Source organism: Streptococcus taonis (assembly GCF_029948085.1).
GTDB classification, from domain to species: Bacteria; Bacillota; Bacilli; order Lactobacillales; family Streptococcaceae; genus Streptococcus; species Streptococcus taonis.
In genome coordinates this window covers 79,207-97,866 of the sequence record NZ_JARZZP010000002.1, presented here as the reverse complement: position 1 = coordinate 97,866, position 18,660 = coordinate 79,207, and the positions used below count along the sequence as shown (strand labels likewise).

Annotated in this window: 17 protein-coding genes and 1 pseudogene; 15 read left to right on the top strand and 3 right to left on the bottom strand. The window is 40.0% G+C overall.

Annotation, left to right across the window (positions count from 1 at the left end; all coding sequences use genetic code 11):
- Positions 1-16 precede the first annotated feature (16 nt).
- The 15 genes and pseudogenes from QEZ38_RS01365 (at position 17) to QEZ38_RS01295 (ending at position 15,266) form a co-directional block, all read left to right on the top strand.
- Positions 17-3,103 (top strand): pilus expression-regulating Snf2 family helicase, encoded by a 3,087-nt coding sequence (locus QEZ38_RS01365; RefSeq protein WP_281334769.1) that lies wholly within the window; start codon positions 17-19, stop codon positions 3,101-3,103.
- Positions 3,104-3,161: 58 nt separating this feature from the next.
- Complete coding sequence (gene zapJ, locus QEZ38_RS01360; protein ID WP_281334768.1) at positions 3,162-3,758, top strand: divisome accessory protein ZapJ; 597 nt, start codon at positions 3,162-3,164, stop codon at positions 3,756-3,758.
- 11 nt (positions 3,759-3,769) lie between these two features.
- Positions 3,770-5,104 (top strand): UDP-N-acetylmuramate--L-alanine ligase, encoded by a 1,335-nt coding sequence (gene murC, locus QEZ38_RS01355; protein WP_281334767.1) that lies wholly within the window; start codon positions 3,770-3,772, stop codon positions 5,102-5,104.
- A gap of 8 nt (positions 5,105-5,112) precedes the next feature.
- Complete coding sequence (locus QEZ38_RS01350) at positions 5,113-5,628, top strand: GNAT family N-acetyltransferase (RefSeq protein WP_281334766.1); 516 nt, start codon at positions 5,113-5,115, stop codon at positions 5,626-5,628.
- Positions 5,625-6,119, top strand: a complete 495-nt coding sequence (locus QEZ38_RS01345; RefSeq protein ID WP_281334765.1) for a GNAT family N-acetyltransferase — start codon at positions 5,625-5,627, stop codon at positions 6,117-6,119. Before QEZ38_RS01350 ends, QEZ38_RS01345 begins: the two co-directional genes overlap by 4 nt.
- Positions 6,120-6,194: 75 nt before the next feature.
- A complete protein-coding gene (gene mltG / locus QEZ38_RS01340; protein ID WP_281334827.1) occupies positions 6,195-7,943 on the top strand; it encodes an endolytic transglycosylase MltG in 1,749 nt (582 codons plus the stop codon).
- 352 nt (positions 7,944-8,295) lie between these two features.
- Entirely contained in the window at positions 8,296-8,778 is a 483-nt protein-coding gene (greA, locus tag QEZ38_RS01335; RefSeq protein ID WP_000818756.1) for a transcription elongation factor GreA, read from the top strand.
- Between the two features lie 82 nt (positions 8,779-8,860).
- Entirely contained in the window at positions 8,861-10,234 is a 1,374-nt protein-coding gene (locus tag QEZ38_RS01330) for an amino acid permease (RefSeq protein ID WP_281334764.1), read from the top strand.
- A 98-nt stretch (positions 10,235-10,332) separates the two neighbouring features.
- Positions 10,333-10,743 (top strand): GNAT family N-acetyltransferase, encoded by a 411-nt coding sequence (locus QEZ38_RS01325; RefSeq protein ID WP_281334763.1) that lies wholly within the window; start codon positions 10,333-10,335, stop codon positions 10,741-10,743.
- Between the two features lie 51 nt (positions 10,744-10,794).
- Complete coding sequence (locus tag QEZ38_RS01320; RefSeq protein ID WP_281334762.1) at positions 10,795-11,391, top strand: HAD family hydrolase; 597 nt, start codon at positions 10,795-10,797, stop codon at positions 11,389-11,391.
- Positions 11,392-11,540: 149 nt separating this feature from the next.
- A complete protein-coding gene (locus QEZ38_RS01315; RefSeq protein ID WP_001107501.1) occupies positions 11,541-11,750 on the top strand; it encodes a helix-turn-helix transcriptional regulator in 210 nt (69 codons plus the stop codon).
- The gene (locus QEZ38_RS01310) at positions 11,740-12,228 is read left to right on the top strand and encodes a DUF6773 family protein (RefSeq protein WP_281334761.1); all 489 of its coding nucleotides are present in this window, start codon (positions 11,740-11,742) and stop codon (positions 12,226-12,228) included. The genes QEZ38_RS01315 and QEZ38_RS01310 overlap by 11 nt, the downstream gene beginning before the upstream one ends.
- 107 nt (positions 12,229-12,335) lie before the next feature.
- Positions 12,336-13,796, top strand: a complete 1,461-nt coding sequence (locus QEZ38_RS01305; RefSeq protein ID WP_281334760.1) for a nicotinate phosphoribosyltransferase — start codon at positions 12,336-12,338, stop codon at positions 13,794-13,796.
- Positions 13,793-14,617, top strand: a complete 825-nt coding sequence (gene nadE, locus QEZ38_RS01300; protein WP_281334759.1) for an ammonia-dependent NAD(+) synthetase — start codon at positions 13,793-13,795, stop codon at positions 14,615-14,617. The genes QEZ38_RS01305 and nadE overlap by 4 nt, the downstream gene beginning before the upstream one ends.
- Positions 14,618-14,724: 107 nt before the next feature.
- Positions 14,725-15,266: pseudogene (locus QEZ38_RS01295) on the top strand (GNAT family N-acetyltransferase).
- A gap of 45 nt (positions 15,267-15,311) precedes the next feature.
- On the opposite strand, the gene QEZ38_RS01290 reads toward QEZ38_RS01295, so the two are convergent.
- From QEZ38_RS01290 to murT, 3 genes are all read right to left on the bottom strand, one after another.
- The gene (locus QEZ38_RS01290) at positions 15,312-16,394 is read right to left on the bottom strand and encodes a M24 family metallopeptidase (protein WP_281334758.1); all 1,083 of its coding nucleotides are present in this window, start codon (positions 16,392-16,394) and stop codon (positions 15,312-15,314) included.
- A 114-nt stretch (positions 16,395-16,508) separates the two neighbouring features.
- Positions 16,509-17,291, bottom strand: coding sequence for a lipid II isoglutaminyl synthase subunit GatD (gatD, locus tag QEZ38_RS01285; protein ID WP_281334757.1), 783 nt, complete (start codon positions 17,289-17,291; stop codon positions 16,509-16,511).
- Entirely contained in the window at positions 17,291-18,634 is a 1,344-nt protein-coding gene (gene murT, locus QEZ38_RS01280; RefSeq protein WP_281334756.1) for a lipid II isoglutaminyl synthase subunit MurT, read from the bottom strand. Before murT ends, gatD begins: the two co-directional genes overlap by 1 nt.
- Positions 18,635-18,660 lie beyond the last annotated feature (26 nt).

Sequence of the window (18,660 nt, the reverse complement as noted above, 5' to 3'; positions counted from 1 at the left end):
AAGTAAAGGGGAAAATATGGCTAAATTGATTCCAGGGAAGCTTCGAATGGAGGGAGCTCAACTCTACGAAACTAGTCAGATTGAAATTATCAAAGAGAAAGACCATCGCCTCTATGCGCGTGTAGCAGATGAAGAAATTCGCTATAGCCTGGATGATGATTTGGTTTTTTGTGCTTGTGATTTTTTCCAAAAAAGAGGGTTTTGTGTGCATTTGGCAGCACTAGAGCATTACCTGAAAAATGATCCGATTGGTCAGGAACTCTTGGGAAATCTGGAAAATGTGCACGAACAGAAAGAAGAAGTTGAAACTCAGGTTACTTTTGGAGGAAAGTTTTTAGAATCCATTCAAATTCCTAGTCTTTCTGAAATCTATCAGTTGTCTGCTCAGGGGCAGATTGAAGCAGGGACTAATCGCATTATTTGGACTTTGAGAGTCGGTCTTATCCAGACGCAGAAATTTTATGTAATTCGAGATATCCCCCTTTTTCTGAAGGTGTTAGAAACTAGTAAACCCTATATGATTGGAAAGTTATATGAAACTTCCTTGAATATTCGTCAGTTTGATGAAAGTAGCCAACTTGTTCTGAATTTCCTTCAAGGAATTGTAGAAGATGAGGTTGAAAATTCCCTCTTTTTCCAGAATCAAGGTCGTCATCTCTATTTCCCGCTGTCTTTTTTTGAGCAGGGTGTTAGTCTGCTGATGGGCTTAGATGAATTCCAATTTGACCATCAGATTTCAAGCTATCCTCATCTTGTATTTCAAGATTTTGATGGTCAAGCAGGCTTATTTACCTTTCAAATTGAGGAAAAATCCAACTATTATGAGATGGAAATTTTTCAACAGGTAAGGCTTAATTCGTTTTATAAGGGACAAGTCTTGTTTACTAAAGGTACATTTTATCTTCTGTCCAAGGAGCAAGCTAGACTTATAGAAAAATTAAAAAAAGTATCTATCGATAAAAGTGGTAGAAAGATTTTACAATTTGATACTAGTGATCGAGATCTTTTAGCTTCGACCTTGTCGCAGTTTAAAGACATAGGAGAGGTAAAAGCCCCTGATGCGCTTCAAATTCAGTCTTTCCGTCCTTCTTTCTACATGGAAGAAGAAGAGGACGGTTCTATTCGTTTGGATATGCAGTTTCAATATGAAACTTGCCTAGTAAGGAATCGTAATGAACTAGAGAATCTTCCTTTTGCTAGCGATATTCAACTAGAGAAAGAGATTTTTCAACTAGCTCTATCAGCTGGATTTGAAGCAGATTTTCGTTCATGGCGTCAAAGTTTGAAAGCTGATGCAGTCCATGCCTTCTTCCAGGAAGTTTTGCCAGCCTTTGCAGCACTTGGAGAATTAAAGATTTCTGAAAGTTTGCAAGACCTTTATCAGGTTCAGAAGCCTCAAGTTCACATCTCATCCAAGGGAAGCCTATTAGAAATTCAATTTGATTTTCAAGATATAGATCAAGAAGAAATCGATCGAGCGATGAAAGCGCTAGTTGAGAAGCAGGATTATTACATCAGCTCTTCGAATCAGGTTTACTATTTCGATGATCAGACCAAGCGTATCCGTCAGGATTTAGAAGAATTAGGGATAGAGAACCTACAAGATGGAGCTTTTCGAGCTCGTAAATCCCTAGCTTATACCCTATCTCATCTCTTTAAGGATCAGGATCAAATTTCTTTCACCGAAGAATTTCGCAATCTGGCCCATGATTTGACGCATCCAGAAGATTTTTCGATGAAAGAGCTGAATATCCAAGCAGAACTTAGAGACTATCAGAAAAAGGGAATTCAGTGGCTTCAAATGCTTCACCATTATGGCTTTGGTGGGATTCTAGCAGATGATATGGGACTTGGGAAGACCTTGCAAACCATCGCCTTTTTAAGTAGTCAGGTTCAAGCAGATACTAGTGTCCTAATCCTTGCTCCGTCTGGCTTAATCTATAACTGGGCTGATGAATTTCAAAAGTTTGCTCCAGATTTGGATGTCGCGGTTGTGCATGGCTTAAAATCTCATCGAGAGTCAATTTTGGCAGAAAATCATCAGATTTATGTTACAAGCTATGCTACTTTCCGTCAGGACAGTGAGATTTATCGAAACCTATCTTTTGATTTCCTCTTTTTAGACGAAGCTCAAGTCATGAAAAATGCACAGACCAAGATAGCACAAAGTTTGCGACAGTTTGTAGTTCCATCTGTTTTTGCCCTCTCAGGAACTCCAATTGAAAACCACCTAGGAGAGCTTTGGTCGATTTTTCAGATTGTCTTACCAGGTCTCTTGCCAACTAAAAAAGACTTTATGAAACTACCCGCTGAGAGAGTCGCTCAATTTATCAAACCCTTTGTCATGAGACGTAAGAAAGAAGAGGTTTTGACAGAGTTGCCTGACTTGATTGAAGTTGTTTATAAGAATGAACTGGAGGATAAACAAAAAGCTATCTATCTTGCTCAACTGCAACAGATGCAGGAACGTTTGGGACAGGTAAGCGATTCGGAATTTCAACGAAATCGCGTCGAAATTTTGACCGGACTCATGCGTCTGCGTCAGATTTGTGATACGCCTGCGCTCTTTATGGAGGACTACCAAGGAGAGAGCGGGAAGCTGGATAGTTTACGAGATTTGCTGGTTCAGATTGCTGAAGGTGGACACCGTGTACTTATCTTCTCACAATTTAGAGGTATGCTGGATCGGATTGAGCAAGAACTGCCTGACTTAGGCTTGACTTCCTTTAAAATTACGGGTTCAACACCTTCGCAAGAACGTCAGGAAATGACCAAGGCTTTTAACCAAGGAGAGCGCGATGTATTCTTGATTTCTCTAAAGGCTGGTGGGGTTGGACTCAATCTCACTGGTGCGGATACGGTCATTCTAGTAGACTTATGGTGGAATCCTGCAGTTGAATCTCAGGCTATCGGTCGAGCCCATCGTATGGGGCAAGAGCAGGCTGTTGAAGTTTATCGCCTTGTGACTCGAGGTACAATTGAAGAAAAGATTCAAGAATTACAAGAGAAAAAGAAAAATCTTGTTTCTGAAATCTTGGATGGAACAGAGTCTCGAGGAAGTTTGAGTCTAGCTGAAATACGAGAAATTTTAGGGATTTCATGAGCCTATACTTGAAAAATCAAGACATTACGCTATAATGGAGTATTGAAAGGAAATAAATATGACACAAAAACGATTTCCAATAGTGGCAGATGATGAAGTCATGTTGACAGAAATGCCAGTTATGAATCTCTACGATGAGTCTGATTTCATCAGTAATATCAAAGGTGATTATCAAGATAAAAACTACTTAGAATGGTCTCCAATCACTGAAGAAAAAAAGCAAGGGAAAGCCAAGCCTCTTGTAAAACCGATTGAGAAAAAAGAAAAATCCTATGCTGAATTAGCACGTGAAGAAGCTCGCGCGGATTTGAAAAAGAAGCGCTCGGCTCGATATTTGACTCAGGATGTGAGTCATACGAGACGTCAAACGAAAACAAGCCAGGTGCGTCCAGCAAATCAACCGACAGCACCTTTTCAAAAAGAAAATCCAGGAGAATTTGCGAAATATAGTCAGAAGTTAGGTCAATCTCACTATATTTTGGCAGAAACCGTTTCTCAAGTGGAACATCCAATTTCAGACGGTGAAACAAGACGTTCCAAGAAAAACAATTATGACTTTTTAAAGAAAAGCCAAATTTATAACAAAAAAAGTAAACAAAAAGAACAAGAACGTCAAGTGGCCCAAGAGCTTAACTTGACTAGAATGAGCGAATAGAGGGGAAAAAAATGGCAAAAACCTATCATTTTATCGGAATCAAAGGATCAGGTATGAGTGCCTTGGCTTTGATGTTGCATCAAATGGGGCACAAGGTGCAAGGTTCTGACGTTGAAAAGTACTATTTTACTCAACGTGGACTAGAGCAAGCAGGAATTACAATTTTACCTTTTGATGAAAAAAATCTTCAAGGTGATTTAGAAATTATCGCTGGTAATGCCTTCCGTCCAGATAACAATGTTGAAATTGCTTATGCAGACCAAAATGGTATCAGCTACAAACGTTACCATGAGTTTCTTGGTGGCTTTATGCGTGACTTTATCAGTATGGGAGTTGCAGGTGCCCACGGTAAGACGTCAACGACAGGAATGCTTTCTCATGTCTTGTCACACATCACTGATACAAGCTACTTGATCGGAGATGGTACAGGTCGTGGTTCTGAAAATGCCAAGTATTTTGTCTTTGAATCAGACGAGTATGAGCGCCATTTCATGCCATATCACCCAGAATACTCTATCATCACTAACATCGATTTTGACCACCCTGACTATTTCACAAGCTTAGAGGACGTCTTCAACGCCTTCAATGATTATGCTAAACAAATTACCAAAGGTTTGTTTGTCTATGGTGAAGATGCTGAGTTGCGTAAGATTACGGCAAATGCTCCGATTTACTACTATGGTTTTGAAGCAGAAGGTAATGACTTTGTAGCCAGCGACTTGCTTCGTTCTACTACAGGTTCAACCTTTACCGTTCACTTCCGTGGTCAAGAGTTGGGCCAATTCCATATTCCAACTTTCGGTCGCCACAATATCATGAATGCCACAGCAGTAATTGGTTTGCTTTATACTGCTGGCTTTGATTTGAATTTAGTGCGTGAACACTTGAAGACTTTTGGAGGAGTGAAACGTCGCTTTACAGAAAAGGTTGTTAATAATACGGTTATCATCGATGACTTTGCTCACCATCCAACAGAGATCATTGCGACTCTTGATGCTGCACGTCAAAAATACCCAAGCAAGGAAATCGTGGCTATTTTCCAACCACATACCTTTACTCGTACCATTGCCTTGTTGGATGATTTTGCCCAAGCCTTGAATCAGGCTGATGCAGTTTACCTCGCACAAATCTACGGTTCAGCTCGTGAGGTGGACCATGGTGATGTCAAGGTAGAAGATCTTGCCAATAAAATCAACAAGAAACATCAAGTTATCACAGTTGAAAATGTTTCTCCACTCCTAGACCATGACAATGCTGTCTATGTTTTCATGGGAGCTGGCGATATCCAAACTTATGAATATTCATTCGAACGTCTCTTGTCTAATTTGACAAGCAATGTTCAGTAAGGAAGATCATGGAATTTCCAATTAAAATCAGGGAAGCACAGCAATCAGATATAAATCAGATTTGCTTGATACAAGAAAGTATTTCAAACTCCCTAGAAGTATTGAATAGAGAAATAATAGAAGAACGTATCCGCAACCATGCGGGTACGTTTCTCTTAGCTAGCCTGGATGATCAAGGGATTGCCTATATCACTGCGACGACACCTCCTATTCCCTCTTTAAGAAAATGGATGCTTGAGATCGGAGATGAGGAATTCATTAGTGAGAACGCAATCATCCTTGAAGATTTAGCTGTTCATCCAGATTACCAAGGGCAAGGCTTTGGAACCTTGTTGCTAGCAGCTTTGAAGGAAGTTACCCGTCAGCAAAATAGACCAGGTATTTATTTGCTTTGTGAGGATGAGTTGCTGGCCTACTTTGAAATGAATGGATTTGTGGAACAAGGGATCGTAGAGGGAGAAAGGAACAGTGAATTTGCCTTTCTCATGCGATGGCAGAATCCCTATTATCAGGAGGAACTATGATTATTAGACCAGCTAGATTGACAGATTTAGATCGTATCTTTGAAATTGAACTAGAAAATTTTTCAATTGAAGAAGCCATTCCTCGTCCTGTTTTTGAAGCTCATCTGAAGGAAATTAAGACCAGTTTTTTAGTGGCTGAAAAAGAGGGGGAAATACTAGGCTATATTGAGGGACCAGTAGTTCCTCATCGATATTTACAAGACCAGTCCTTTACAGAAGACATTAAAGATTATAGCCATCAAAAAGGTGGCTATATCTCTGTGACTTGTCTATCCATTGCTAAGAAAGCTCAAGCTTTAGGTGTCGGACGAAAATTATTGACCGCTTTAAAAGATCTCGCTCTTGAGCATGAGCGTGAGGGAATCAATCTAACCTGCCATGACTATCTCATTGGCTATTATGAGAAACATGGTTTTGTGAATGAAGGAAAATCCAAGTCGACTTTTGCTGGTGAAGAATGGTATGATATGGTCTGGGAAAACACGAATTAGGCATCAGAAAGGCATCTATGGTTGCTTTTCTTTAGTTTTTGAGATATAATATTATGGATTATCAACAAGGAGGTAATACCTTTGAGCGAAAATTCTCGAGAAGAAGAAAAGTTAAGTTTTAAAGAACAAATTTTACGAGATTTAGAAAGATTGAAAAGAGAAGAAGAGGTTAACGCTACCGAGAGTGGTAAGGATGAGCTTTTCTCTGATTTCAGTAATCTTTCAAAGACAGATGAACTAGTGAAAGAGCCGTCTGTAGAAGACTTGATGGAAGATTCAGTTTCACTAGTGGATGAACTATTTGCTAATGCTCCAACAGTTCCACCACGTCCAGTTTTACAAGATGATTCAGTTGAAACTTCTGTAGCTTCAGAACCAGTTGTATCTTCAGAGCCAGCTGTAGCTCCAGATCCTCTACCATCAACGGAAGCTGTTGAACCCGTCAAGCCTCTTGAACCTGCTCAGCCGGTTCAAGAAGAGAAAGAGTTCAATGCTAATTCGACAAGGATTCCAGTTTCTTATCGTACGAATCAGGCCAAACCAAGTCCTGCTCGAAAGAATATTAAACCTCAACCGAAACCAACAGTTCTTGCAAAAGAAACTCCAAGTCAAGAACCAGTTGCTCCAGTTGAAACTAGAACGGAGCTTCCTAGAAGAAGTCGTAAAGAATCAGTGAAACCAATCAAGAAAAAGAAAAAATCACGCTTGAAAGGATTTTTCGCAACAGTATTTGTTTTATTGATTTTACTAGGTGTGGGTGGATTCTTTGGTTACCGTTATGTCGAATCTGCACTCCAACCGGTTGATGCTAATTCAAAACAGTATGTTACGGTTCAGATTCCAGAAGGGGCCAATCTTCAGCAAATTGGTGATACCTTAGAAAAATCTGAATTGGTAAAACATGGTTTTATCTTTAGCCTTTATGCTAAGTATAAAGACTACAATGATTTGAAATCTGGTTACTATAATTTGCAGAAGAGCATGAGTACAGATGATATCATCAAAGAATTGCAAAAGGGTGGAACTCCTCAACCTCAAGAGGTTGCACTTGCAAATCTTACAATCCCTGAAGGTTATACCCTTGATCAAATCGCACAAACAGTTGGTCAGCTTCAAGGAGACTTTAAAGAACCTTTGACTGCTGATGCCTTCTTGGCAAAAGTGCAAGATGAAACCTTCATCTCTCAATTAGTTGCTAAGTATCCAACCCTTCTCGGAAGTCTACCAACTAAAGAAAGTGGTGTTCGTTATCGTTTAGAAGGGTACCTATTCCCAGCAACTTATGCTATCAAAGAAAGCACAACTATTGAAAGCTTGATTGATGAAATGGTGGCAACTATGGACAAAAACTTGTCAGCACATTACACTGCAATCAAGGAAAAGAACTTGACAGTGAATGAACTCCTCACCATCGCATCACTTGTGGAAAAAGAAGGATTGAAAACTGATGATCGCAAGCTGATCGCTGGAGTTTTCTATAATCGTTTGAACCTTGGTATGCCACTTCAGAGTAATATTGCTATTCTCTATGCAGAAGGTAAGCTAGGACAAAATATTAGCTTGGCAGATGATGCAGCAATTGATACAACAATTAATTCACCTTATAATGTTTATACAAACCTTGGCTTAATGCCTGGCCCAGTAGACAGTCCAAGTCTGGATGCAATTGAAGCAAGTATCAATCAAACTAAGAGTGACAATCTCTACTTTGTAGCCAACGTACAAGATGGCAAGGTTTACTTTGCAACGACACGAGAAGAACATGATCGAAACGTTGCAGAGCATGTCAACAGTAAATTGACACAATCAAGTAGCTCAAACTAACTCTTAGAACAGATTTGCGATTAAATCCCTGAGTGTAGAAGAGAAACTCTCTTTTTACGGGAATAGCAAGTCACACCAGTCTTTCCGCTATGATTAGAAACGCCTGAAATTCACAAGTTTTAGGCGTTCGGAAATTGTGAAAGTAAAACACCTACCTCTTATTTGAACCTGAGTCTAGCAGTGATAGAATCATTAGGTTTAGGCACAGATTTTAAAAGGTCGATACTGACTAAAATCATTTAAGGAAAGCTTTAAAAAGACTTTGTCTTCATTGTAAAATTATGTGGTTTACCACATAATTTTGCTTTACTACCTAAAGAAATTAAATTTAATCAAAAGAAAGTTGAGAAAAATGGCAGAAAAAACATATCCGATGACCCTTGAAGAAAAGGAAAAACTCGAAAAAGAATTAGAAGAGTTGAAACTAGTTCGTCGTCCAGAAGTTGTAGAACGCATCAAGATTGCGCGTTCATACGGTGACTTGTCAGAAAATAGTGAGTATGAAGCAGCTAAGGATGAGCAAGCCTTCGTTGAAGGACAAATCTCTAGCTTGGAAACAAAAATCCGTTATGCTGAAATTGTCAATAGCGATGCAGTTGCTCAAGATGAAGTTGCTATCGGGAAAACAGTCACTATCCAAGAAATTGGTGAAGACGACGAAGAAGTATATATCATCGTGGGATCAGCGGGTGCAGATGCCTTTGCAGGTAAAGTATCAAATGAAAGCCCAATTGGGCAAGCCTTGATTGGTAAGAAAACAGGTGATACTGCTACGATTGAAACGCCTGTAGGAAGCTATGATGTTAAAATCTTAAAAGTAGAAAAAACAGTTTAATAGGAATGAAAAGAAGGAGTAGATATAGGGAAAGCGCTTCCCATCACTCCTTTTCTTCATTCTAAAAACTAGAGGAGACTATATGAATTCAGAAAATAAGCACAAAAAGAAAAATAAAATGGAACGTGGGTTAACCAATCGCCATGTTCAGGTTATGGCGATTGCAGGAACAATTGGAACAGGACTTTTTCTAGGAGCTGGACGTTCCATTAGTTTGACAGGTCCGTCAATCGTCTTGGTCTATATGATTACGGGTGGTTTTATGTATCTTATGATGCGTGCTATCGGGGAAATGTTGTACCAAGATCCGGAGCAACATACCTTTATCAACTTTATTACCCGTTATCTAGGTCAGGGTTGGGGTTACTTCTCAGTCTGGTCTTACTGGCTCTCAGTAGTCTTTATCGGTATGGCTGAGATTACAGCTATTGCTCACTATGTTCAGTTTTGGTTTCCATCCTGGCCATCTTGGTTGATTCAGGTTGTATTTCTGACAATACTCGGCTTGGTGAATTTGATTGCCGTTAAAATCTTTGGTGAAGTAGAATTTTGGTTTGCTATGATCAAAATCGTGGCCATTCTTGCCATGATTGCGACAGGTGTCTTTCTAGTTTTGACTGGCTTTGAAACGCCTTATGGTTCAGCAAGTCTTGCCAATATCAGTGATCAGTTCTCACTTTTCCCAAATGGTGGTATGAACTTTGTCATGGCCTTCCAGATGGTTTTCTTTGCCTACTTGATGATTGAATTTATCGGTGTTACCACATCTGAAACCAAGGACCCTCGAAAAGTCTTGCCTAAGGCTGTTAAGGAAATTCCCTTGCGAATTATCTTTTTCTATGGTGGAGCTCTTTTAGCCATCATGTCTATTATTCCTTGGCGTGAGCTTTCTGCAGCAGATTCACCATTTGTAACGGTATTTGAACTTGTTGGTCTTAAGTGGGCGGCTGCTTTGATTAACTTTGTTGTTTTGACTTCAGCAGCGTCAGCCTTGAATTCAACCCTTTACTCAACAGGTCGTCACTTGTATCAAATTGCCCATGATTCACCAAATCGTTTCTTGAAAGCTATTAAGGCAGACACGCTCTCACGTCACAATGTTCCTCAGAATGCAATCATTGCTTCTGCTGTATTGATTGGTTTTGCAGCCTTCATCAATGTACTTCCTGGAGTATCAGATGCCTTTGCTTTGATTACAGCTTCTTCATCAGGTGTTTATATTGCCATCTACATCTTGATCATGGTAGCCCATCTCAAGTATCGTAAGTCTAAAGACTTTATGGCAAATGGCTATCTCATGCCTCAATACCGCTTGCTAAATCCTCTGGCCATGCTCTTCTTTATCTTTGTATTTGGAACACTCTTTTTACAAGACTCTACATTTGTAGGAGCAATCGGTTCAGCTATCTGGATTGTCGCATTTGGTATTTATAGCCAATGGAAATTTAGAAAATAAGTTTTACTCTCATCAACTTAGGTTGGTGAGTTTTTTAGTTTGACAGTTCTTCAAAATAGGAATATAATCAAGGCGTAAGTGTCTTTGAGGAGGTTTTGATGCACATTAGATTGGATAATACAGAGTCTCAGAAAGCGCAAGAAATTGGGGATTTGATTCGCTCCTATAATCGTTCTAAGAGAGAAGCAGCTGAAAGTGAGCCACTTAACCTTTATGTCGAAGATGATAGCGGTCAAGTCATGGCTGGTTTAGTAGCAGAGACCTTTGGAAATTGGCTAGAAATTGAGTATTTATTTGTGAAAGAGGATTTGCGAGGACAAGGAATCGGCTCCCAACTATTGCAACAAGCAGAAAGTGAAGCTAAGAAGAAAAACTGTCGCTTTGCTTTTGTGAATACGTATCAATTTCAAGCGCCATCCTTTTATCAAAAGCATGGTTACAAGGAAGTCTTTACTTTAAAAGACTATCCCTATACTGGACAAAGGCACTATTATCAAAAAGAGTTGTAAATGGAAAATGAACGATCGAAGAAATCGACACATCATAATGGAGTTGGCTTAATGGATATCATACTAGATATGGGTAATGTTCTACTGGAATGGAACAAGGATAAGATTTTGAAAGCTGTAGCTAAAACTCAGAAAGATTATCTGATCTTAGACAAGTCTATTTTCCAGTCGGGGCTCTGGGAAAGATTAGACTTAGGGACTTTGACTCGGGAAGAACTGGTTGATAAGGTTCTTTCTTTATTAGGGGATTGTTATCGGGAAAAGGTCGAAGAAGTGATTTGGAATTGGCCAGCCTATATCGATATTTACACGGAAGTCTTTCCGCTGCTTGCACGTTTAAAGGAAAAAGGTTATCGTATTTTTGTTCTATCTAATACATCGCCAGTTTTTTATGAATTATTGAAAGACCAACTATCTCCTTTAAATGGAATCTTAGATGGTTTCGTCCTTTCCTGTGATATCAAGATCATCAAACCAGATCCAAAGATGTTTGAAGAAATTCTCCGTAAATATCAGTTGGATCCAGAAAATTGTATTTTTCTGGATGATGTTAAAGATAATACTAATATGGCTGAAAGTTTAGGTATCAAAGCCTATCAAGTCAAACACAGAAGCGATGTCGTAGATGTTTTGAAAAAATTTGAATAAGTGGAAAACTCTCTATCATTTAGCTGGTAGGGAATTTTTGTTAAAAAAATCGCACAAAAAGAAAGATATATATTGCATAATGTAAAATATATGATATAATAAAGTTGAAAAAAGAAGCGCGACTTTTAAAATTAAGGAGGAGGTAAGAAGTGGCTAAGAATTTAAAATTAAAACTCGCTCGAGTAGAGCTTGATATGACACAAGGTGACTTGGCAGAAGCTGTAGGGGTTACGCGCCAGACTATCGGCTTGATAGAAGCTGGAAAGTACAATCCTTCGCTTTCACTTTGCCAATCCATTTGCAGATGCTTAGGGAAAACTCTAGATCAACTATTTTGGGAGGAAGAAGATGAAAAATAGATTTTATTATTATCAATTACTAGACGAAAGGGAAGAACAACTGATGAATAAAGCAGGGGCAGAAAGTTTCTATATCTCTATAGCTTTCTTGCTTTTATCTTATATGATTACAGTATTAGCACCAAGTCTTTTTAATCCGAGAATGATTCTCATCATTATCATTATTGGAACTTCTTACTTTTTCGGCCGTGCTCGAGATTTGGGTGTGAACTACTATAGTCGTTTTCATTTTACAATTATAGGGTGTTTGCTGGTAACTCTCGCTATTACGACTCTTTTGATGTTGCAGAATTATCAATTCAATATCGAAATTTATCAGCACAATCCTCTGAACGTTAAATACTTGTCTGCTTGGGCAATTACTTATGTTATTTACCTTCCTTGGGTTTTTATTGGCAATCTCGGTCTGAAGAGCTATGGCGAATGGGCTCAGAAAAAATTTGAGCAAGACATGGATGAACTGGAGAGTGGAGAATAGCTTGTTACTCTTTTCTCAATCCAGCTAAAATGTGTTATAATAGTACTAATTTATGAGAAAAGAAGAAATATTTTCATCTTTTTACAAATAGGGAAGAAGGATAGTATATGTACCCAGATGACAGTTTAACTTTGCACACAGATTTGTATCAGATTAACATGATGCAGGTTTATTTCGACCAAGGGATTCATAACAAGAAAGCGGTTTTTGAAGTTTATTTCCGCCAACAACCTTTCAAAAACGGTTATGCTGTATTTGCAGGTTTGGAACGAATTGTGAACTACTTAGAAAACCTGCGCTTTTCTGAGAGCGATATTGCTTATTTGGAATCACTTGGTTATCATGGTGCTTTCTTGGAATATCTCCGTAATCTCAAGTTGGAATTGACTGTACGTTCTGCTCAAGAAGGGGATTTGGTCTTTGCTAATGAACCAATCGTTCAAGTGGAGGGACCTTTGGCTCAGTGCCAATTAGTTGAAACAGCACTCTTGAACATCGTCAACTTTCAAACCTTGATTGCGACTAAGGCTGCTCGTATTCGTTCAGTCATTGAAGATGAGCCTTTGATGGAGTTCGGTACACGTCGTGCTCAAGAAATGGATGCAGCTATCTGGGGGACTCGTGCGGCTGTTATTGGTGGTGCCAATGGAACTAGTAATGTACGCGCAGGTAAGCTCTTTGGTATTCCTGTTCTAGGGACTCATGCTCACGCCTTGGTACAAGTCTATGGCAATGATTATCAGGCTTTCAAGGCTTATGCCTCAACTCACAAAAACTGTGTATTCCTAGTGGATACCTATGATACTCTTCGTATCGGTGTTCCAGCAGCGATTCAGGTTGCGCGTGAACTTGGTGATAAGATTAATTTCCTTGGTGTCCGTATTGACTCTGGAGATATCGCCTATATTTCTAAAAAAGTTCGTCAACAACTGGATGAGGCAGGATTTACGGATGCTAAGATTTATGCATCCAATGATCTTGATGAAAATACTATCCTTAACCTCAAGATGCAGAAGGCTAAGATTGATGTTTGGGGTGTCGGGACTAAGCTCATCACAGCCTATGACCAACCAGCTCTAGGAGCAGTTTATAAGGTTGTTGCTATTGAAGATGAGAATGGTCACATGCGCAATACCATTAAACTTTCAAACAATGCGGAGAAGGTTTCAACTCCAGGTAAGAAACAAGTTTGGCGCATCACCAGTCGTGAAAAAGGGAAGTCAGAAGGTGACTACATTACTTACGATGGTGTAGATGTTACTAGTATGACTGAAATCAAGATGTTCCATCCAACCTATACTTACATCAAGAAAACTGTCCGCAATTTTGATGCCGTTCCACTCTTGGTTGATATTTTTAAGGATGGTAAACTGGTCTATAACTTGCCAACCCTGCCTGAAATCCAAGCCTATGCTCGTAAGGAATTTGATAAACTTTGGGATGAATATAAACGTGTCCTGAACCCACAACATTACCCTGTAGACTTGGCTCGTGATGTATGGCAAGACAAGATGGACTTGATTGATAAGATGCGTAAGGAAGCTCTAGGTGAAGGAGAAGAAGAATGAGTTTGCAAGAGACCATTATCCAGCAACTAGGTGTAAAACCAGTGATTGATGCCCAGGAAGAAATCCGTCGTTCGATTGACTTTTTGAAAAGATACTTGAAAAAACATCCTTTTTTAAAGACATTTGTCTTAGGAATTTCTGGGGGACAGGACTCGACCTTGGCAGGACGCTTGGCTCAATTAGCCATGGAAGAAATGCGAGCAGAAACAGGTGATGATAGTTATAAATTTATCGCTGTTCGCCTCCCTTATGGAGTGCAAGCTGACGAGGATGATGCTCAAAAAGCCCTAGCTTTTATCCAGCCAGATGTGAGCTTGGTCGTTAATATCAAGGAGTCTGCTGATGCTATGGCCGCAGCTGTTGAAGCAACAGGGAGTGCAGTTTCCGATTTTAACAAGGGAAATATCAAGGCTCGTAGTCGTATGATTGCCCAATATGCCATTGCGGGTGCCCATAGCGGAGCTGTTATCGGGACAGACCATGCTGCGGAAAATATCACAGGTTTCTTTACCAAGTTTGGTGACGGTGGTGCAGATATTCTCCCACTCTATCGCCTCAATAAACGTCAAGGAAAACAACTCTTGCAGGAACTTGGAGCTGATCCAGCCCTCTATGAGAAAGTACCAATCGCAGACCTAGAAGAAGAGAAACCAGGATTGACAGATGAAGTAGCCTTGGGAGTCACTTACAATGAAATCGATGATTACCTCGAAGGTAAGCAAGTAAGCCAAGAAGCCCAAGCAACCATTGAAAAATGGTGGTATAAAGGCCAACACAAACGCCACCTACCAATCACAGTGTTTGATAAGTTTTGGGAGTAAAAATCTCCAGTGGAGGTTTTTACCCCGAGTCTTGAAACAGGAGAACGAGGCAGGTCCGGGGGACCTTTTTACCTTCTTACCTTGAAATTAGAAAGTGAGCTACGATTATGAAAGCACTAGGTACACAAACTATAGAGACAGAACGTTTGATATTGAGGAGATTTGTGAAACTGATGCTCAAGCCATGTTTGAAAATTGGGCTTCTAGTCTAGATAATCTAACCTATGTTACTTGGGATCCTCATCCAAATGTTGATTTTACAAAGAACTCAATAAGAACTTGGGTAGCATCCTATGACAATCCAAATTACTACAAATGGGCCATTAGTCTCAAAGAAAATCCAGAATATGTCATTGGAGATATTAGTCTGGTCAGTGTGGATGAAGAAAACTCTAGCTGTGAGATTGGATATATCTTAGGGATGGACTACTGGGGACGAGGACTCATGACAGAAGCCTTGAAGGCAGTTTTATCATACTGTCTAGATGAGATTGGATTTGAAGAGGTTGATGCTTGCTATGTAAGTCTAAACCCAGCATCTGGTCGTGTTATGGAAAAGGCGGGTATGACTTGTTGGAAGACGATCCCAAATGCAGTTGAACGAAAAGGTTATATAGCTGATAAAATTTATTATCAAATCAAAAAATAAGATGGAAAGTTAAGCTTTTCCATCTTATTTTTTATAAAATATTTTTTAATCAAAGTAAAGCAAATCTTTGCTGGTACTTGTAAAGAGGTCAAAGCCGTCTTTGGTTACAACACCGCAGTCTTCGATGCGGACACCGACTTTACCAGGGATATAGATACCAGGCTCAACTGAGAAGCACATACCTTCTTCGATAATCATGTCGTTTCCTTCCATGATAGATGGGAATTCGTGGACATCCATACCGATACCATGACCGAGACGGTGATTGAAGTACTCACCATAGCCAGCTTTTTCGATCACTTCACGAGCTGCACGGTCAACCTCATGAGCTGTTACACCAGGTTTGATAAAGTCAAGGGCAGCTTGTTGGGCTTCCAGAGTCAAGTTGTAAATATCTTTCTTGAACTGGTCAGGTTTACCAACAGCGACTGTACGAGTCATATCTGATGCATAACCATTGACCATCACACCGAGGTCAAAGAGGAGAAGGGCATTGTTTTCAACCTTGTTAGCTCCAGGAATACCATGTGGATTCGCAGCATTATCACCAGTCAAGACCATGGTATCAAAGCTCATTTCATAGCCTTCACGTTTCATAGCGAAATCGATTTGCGCAATGATATCAGTTTCCGTATTATCAAGAGAGATATTGTCAAAACCAACTTTAACAGACTTGTCGGCGTAAACACCTGCAACCATCATCTTTTGCACTTCGTCTGCTGATTTGATCAAGCGCATGCGTTGGATCAATGGAGTCAAGTTCTCAAATTCAGCAGTTTCAAAGACAGTTTTCAAACCGTGATATTTAGTCAAGATGAGATTGTCAAACTCAACTGCTACACGTTTGAAATCAAGCTGTGGCAAGGCGTTTTGGATTTTCTTCCAAGGGTTTTCAGAGTCCACGTAGCCAACTACTGGGAAAGAGACAGTGCTAGTCGCACGTTCAACCTCAAGTGCTGGAACGAAGAGAAGCGGTTCCTGATCTGCAAGGACAAAGAGGAACATCTGGCGTTCGTGGGGATCACTGTAAAAGCCAGTGAGGTAATTAATTGTGACGGGGTCAGACACGACAGCGACGTCTAGCTTTTCTGATTCAAGATAAGTTAAGATTTGTTGTAATTTAGACATATGCTACCTTCTTTCTACCCCTCTATTTTTGCAAAAATTAGGAGAAAATGCAAGGGAGAAGGGGAAATGAAGGTAAAAAAATTCCAACAGCCGAAGCAAGTTGGAATCTAAATATTAGTTAAAATCTGCTTTGCTCTTAACATCGCCATATTCTTCAGCAATTTCTTGGCTGAGAATGTCTTCGTAAGCTGGAAGGACAAGATCCTGACCGTATTTCTTTTTGAGGGCAAGAGTTACTAGGCGATAAGCGAGATTGGCATTTCGGGAGAGGATAGGTCCGTGGAAGTAGGAACCAAAGACATTTTTATAGTGAACACCTTCACCGACCTTCTCTTCATTGTTTCCATTTCCATAAACAACTTGGCCAAGCGGTTTTTGGTCATCTGAGAGGAAGGTGCGGCCTTGGTGATTTTCAAATCCATAGTAGGTTTCATCGAATTCTTCATTGTGAATCTTAATATCACCGATGAATCGGTTATTGGTTTGGTTGAGTGTGTAATGTCCCATGACACCTAGACCTTCGATGCGTCTTCCGGAAGCTTCAATATAGTATTGGCCTAATAGCTGGAAGCCACCACAGATAGCAAGAACAACCCCATCATTTTGGATAAAGTTGTCAATGCTCTCTTTTTTATCTGGCAAATCACCAGCAATGATGCTCTGTTCAAAGTCCTGGCCGCCACCGAAAAAGGCGATGTCGTAGTGATTTTCATCGAAATCATCATGAAGTGAAACGATGTCAACTGTCACATGAGCCCAAAGCTTTTCAGCGACGTACTTGAGCATGAGGATATTCCCATTATCTCCGTAGGTGTTCATGAGGTTGCCATAGAGGTGAGCGATATTCAGCTGGTATGGATAGTTGCCGTCTTTTGAGGAAAGTGAAGTATAAACCATTAGTTCATCTCCTTTCTAACAAGTTGACGATTGGCCAGTAGTTCTCTGAATTCTAGCATAGCCGTATATGTCGCAAGGATATAGGCATGCTTGCAGTCTTGAGCTTCAATCGTTTTAAGAACTTGTTCCAAGCTGTTTGTTTCGGTGATTTTATCGGCTGGATAGCCAGTAACACGTAGACGACGAGCAATTTCAGAATGACGAACTCCACCCGCATTGATTTCAGGAATGTCCATATCAGTAATTTGCTCAAAGTCAGCATCCCAAATCCAGCTGGTATCAATCCCGTCTGCATAGTTGGCATTGAGGAGAACAGATAGACTAAATGGGTAAGGAGCTAGTTTGATCATTTCGATGGCCTGGGTAGCACCAACAGGATTTTTAATAAGAACCAGTGTGCATTCTTTGTCACCGATATGGAAGGTTTCTTGTCGTCCAAAAACTGCGCGACTCTTGTCAAATCCTTGCTTGATTAGTTGTGGCTCAGCTCCGAGGAAGCGGGCAATAGCGACAGCAGCCAGAGCATTGTAGATATTGTAGAGTCCGCCAATTTGAATACCGTATTCTTGGCCGTCGATGACAAAGCGAGAGCGATTGTTTGTTAACTCAACCAATTCTGTCAGACGGTAATCCAAGTTAGGACGCTTGCATCCACAATTTTCACAGATGTAGGCACCCAAGTTGGCATAGGTATTGAGCTCGTACTTAAGAATGCTATGACATTCAGGGCAGAGAATACCTTCAGTATTGTAGTGAGCAAGTTGCGCTGGACCTTTTTCTAGATCAAAACCAAAATACTGAACAGGATTTGAAATTACAGGCTTGTAGAAAAGCGGACTATCACCGTTTAGCAGAACAGTAGCAGTAGGAACTTTTCGAATAGCATCCAAAATCATGTTATAGGTCGTATAGATCTCACCGTATCGGTCCATCTGATCGCGGAAAATATTGGTGATAACGAAAAGACTAGGATGGATGTAGTCACAGATATGTGAGAGACTAGCTTCGTCGATTTCAAGAACTGCAATATTTTTTCCAGTTTTTGAAGATTTTGCAGTCAAGAAAGTAGTCGTGATTCCTGTTATCATGTTGGCACCACTAGGATTAGTTAAAACTTGACCATAAATTTCCTTTAGGATACCGACAGTGAGAGCGGTTGTCAAGGTTTTTCCATTGGTTCCAGTTACCACAACAATCTCGTAATTCTTTGCTAAATGTTGTAAAATATCTTTATCAAATTGGAGGGCAAGTTTCCCTGGGAGCGTACTTCCACGTCCGAGACGACTCAAAATAAAGTGAGAAGAACGTCCAGCAAGGAGCCCAAAAGTAGTTTTTAATTTCATGTTTCTATTATATCATAAAAGCTGAA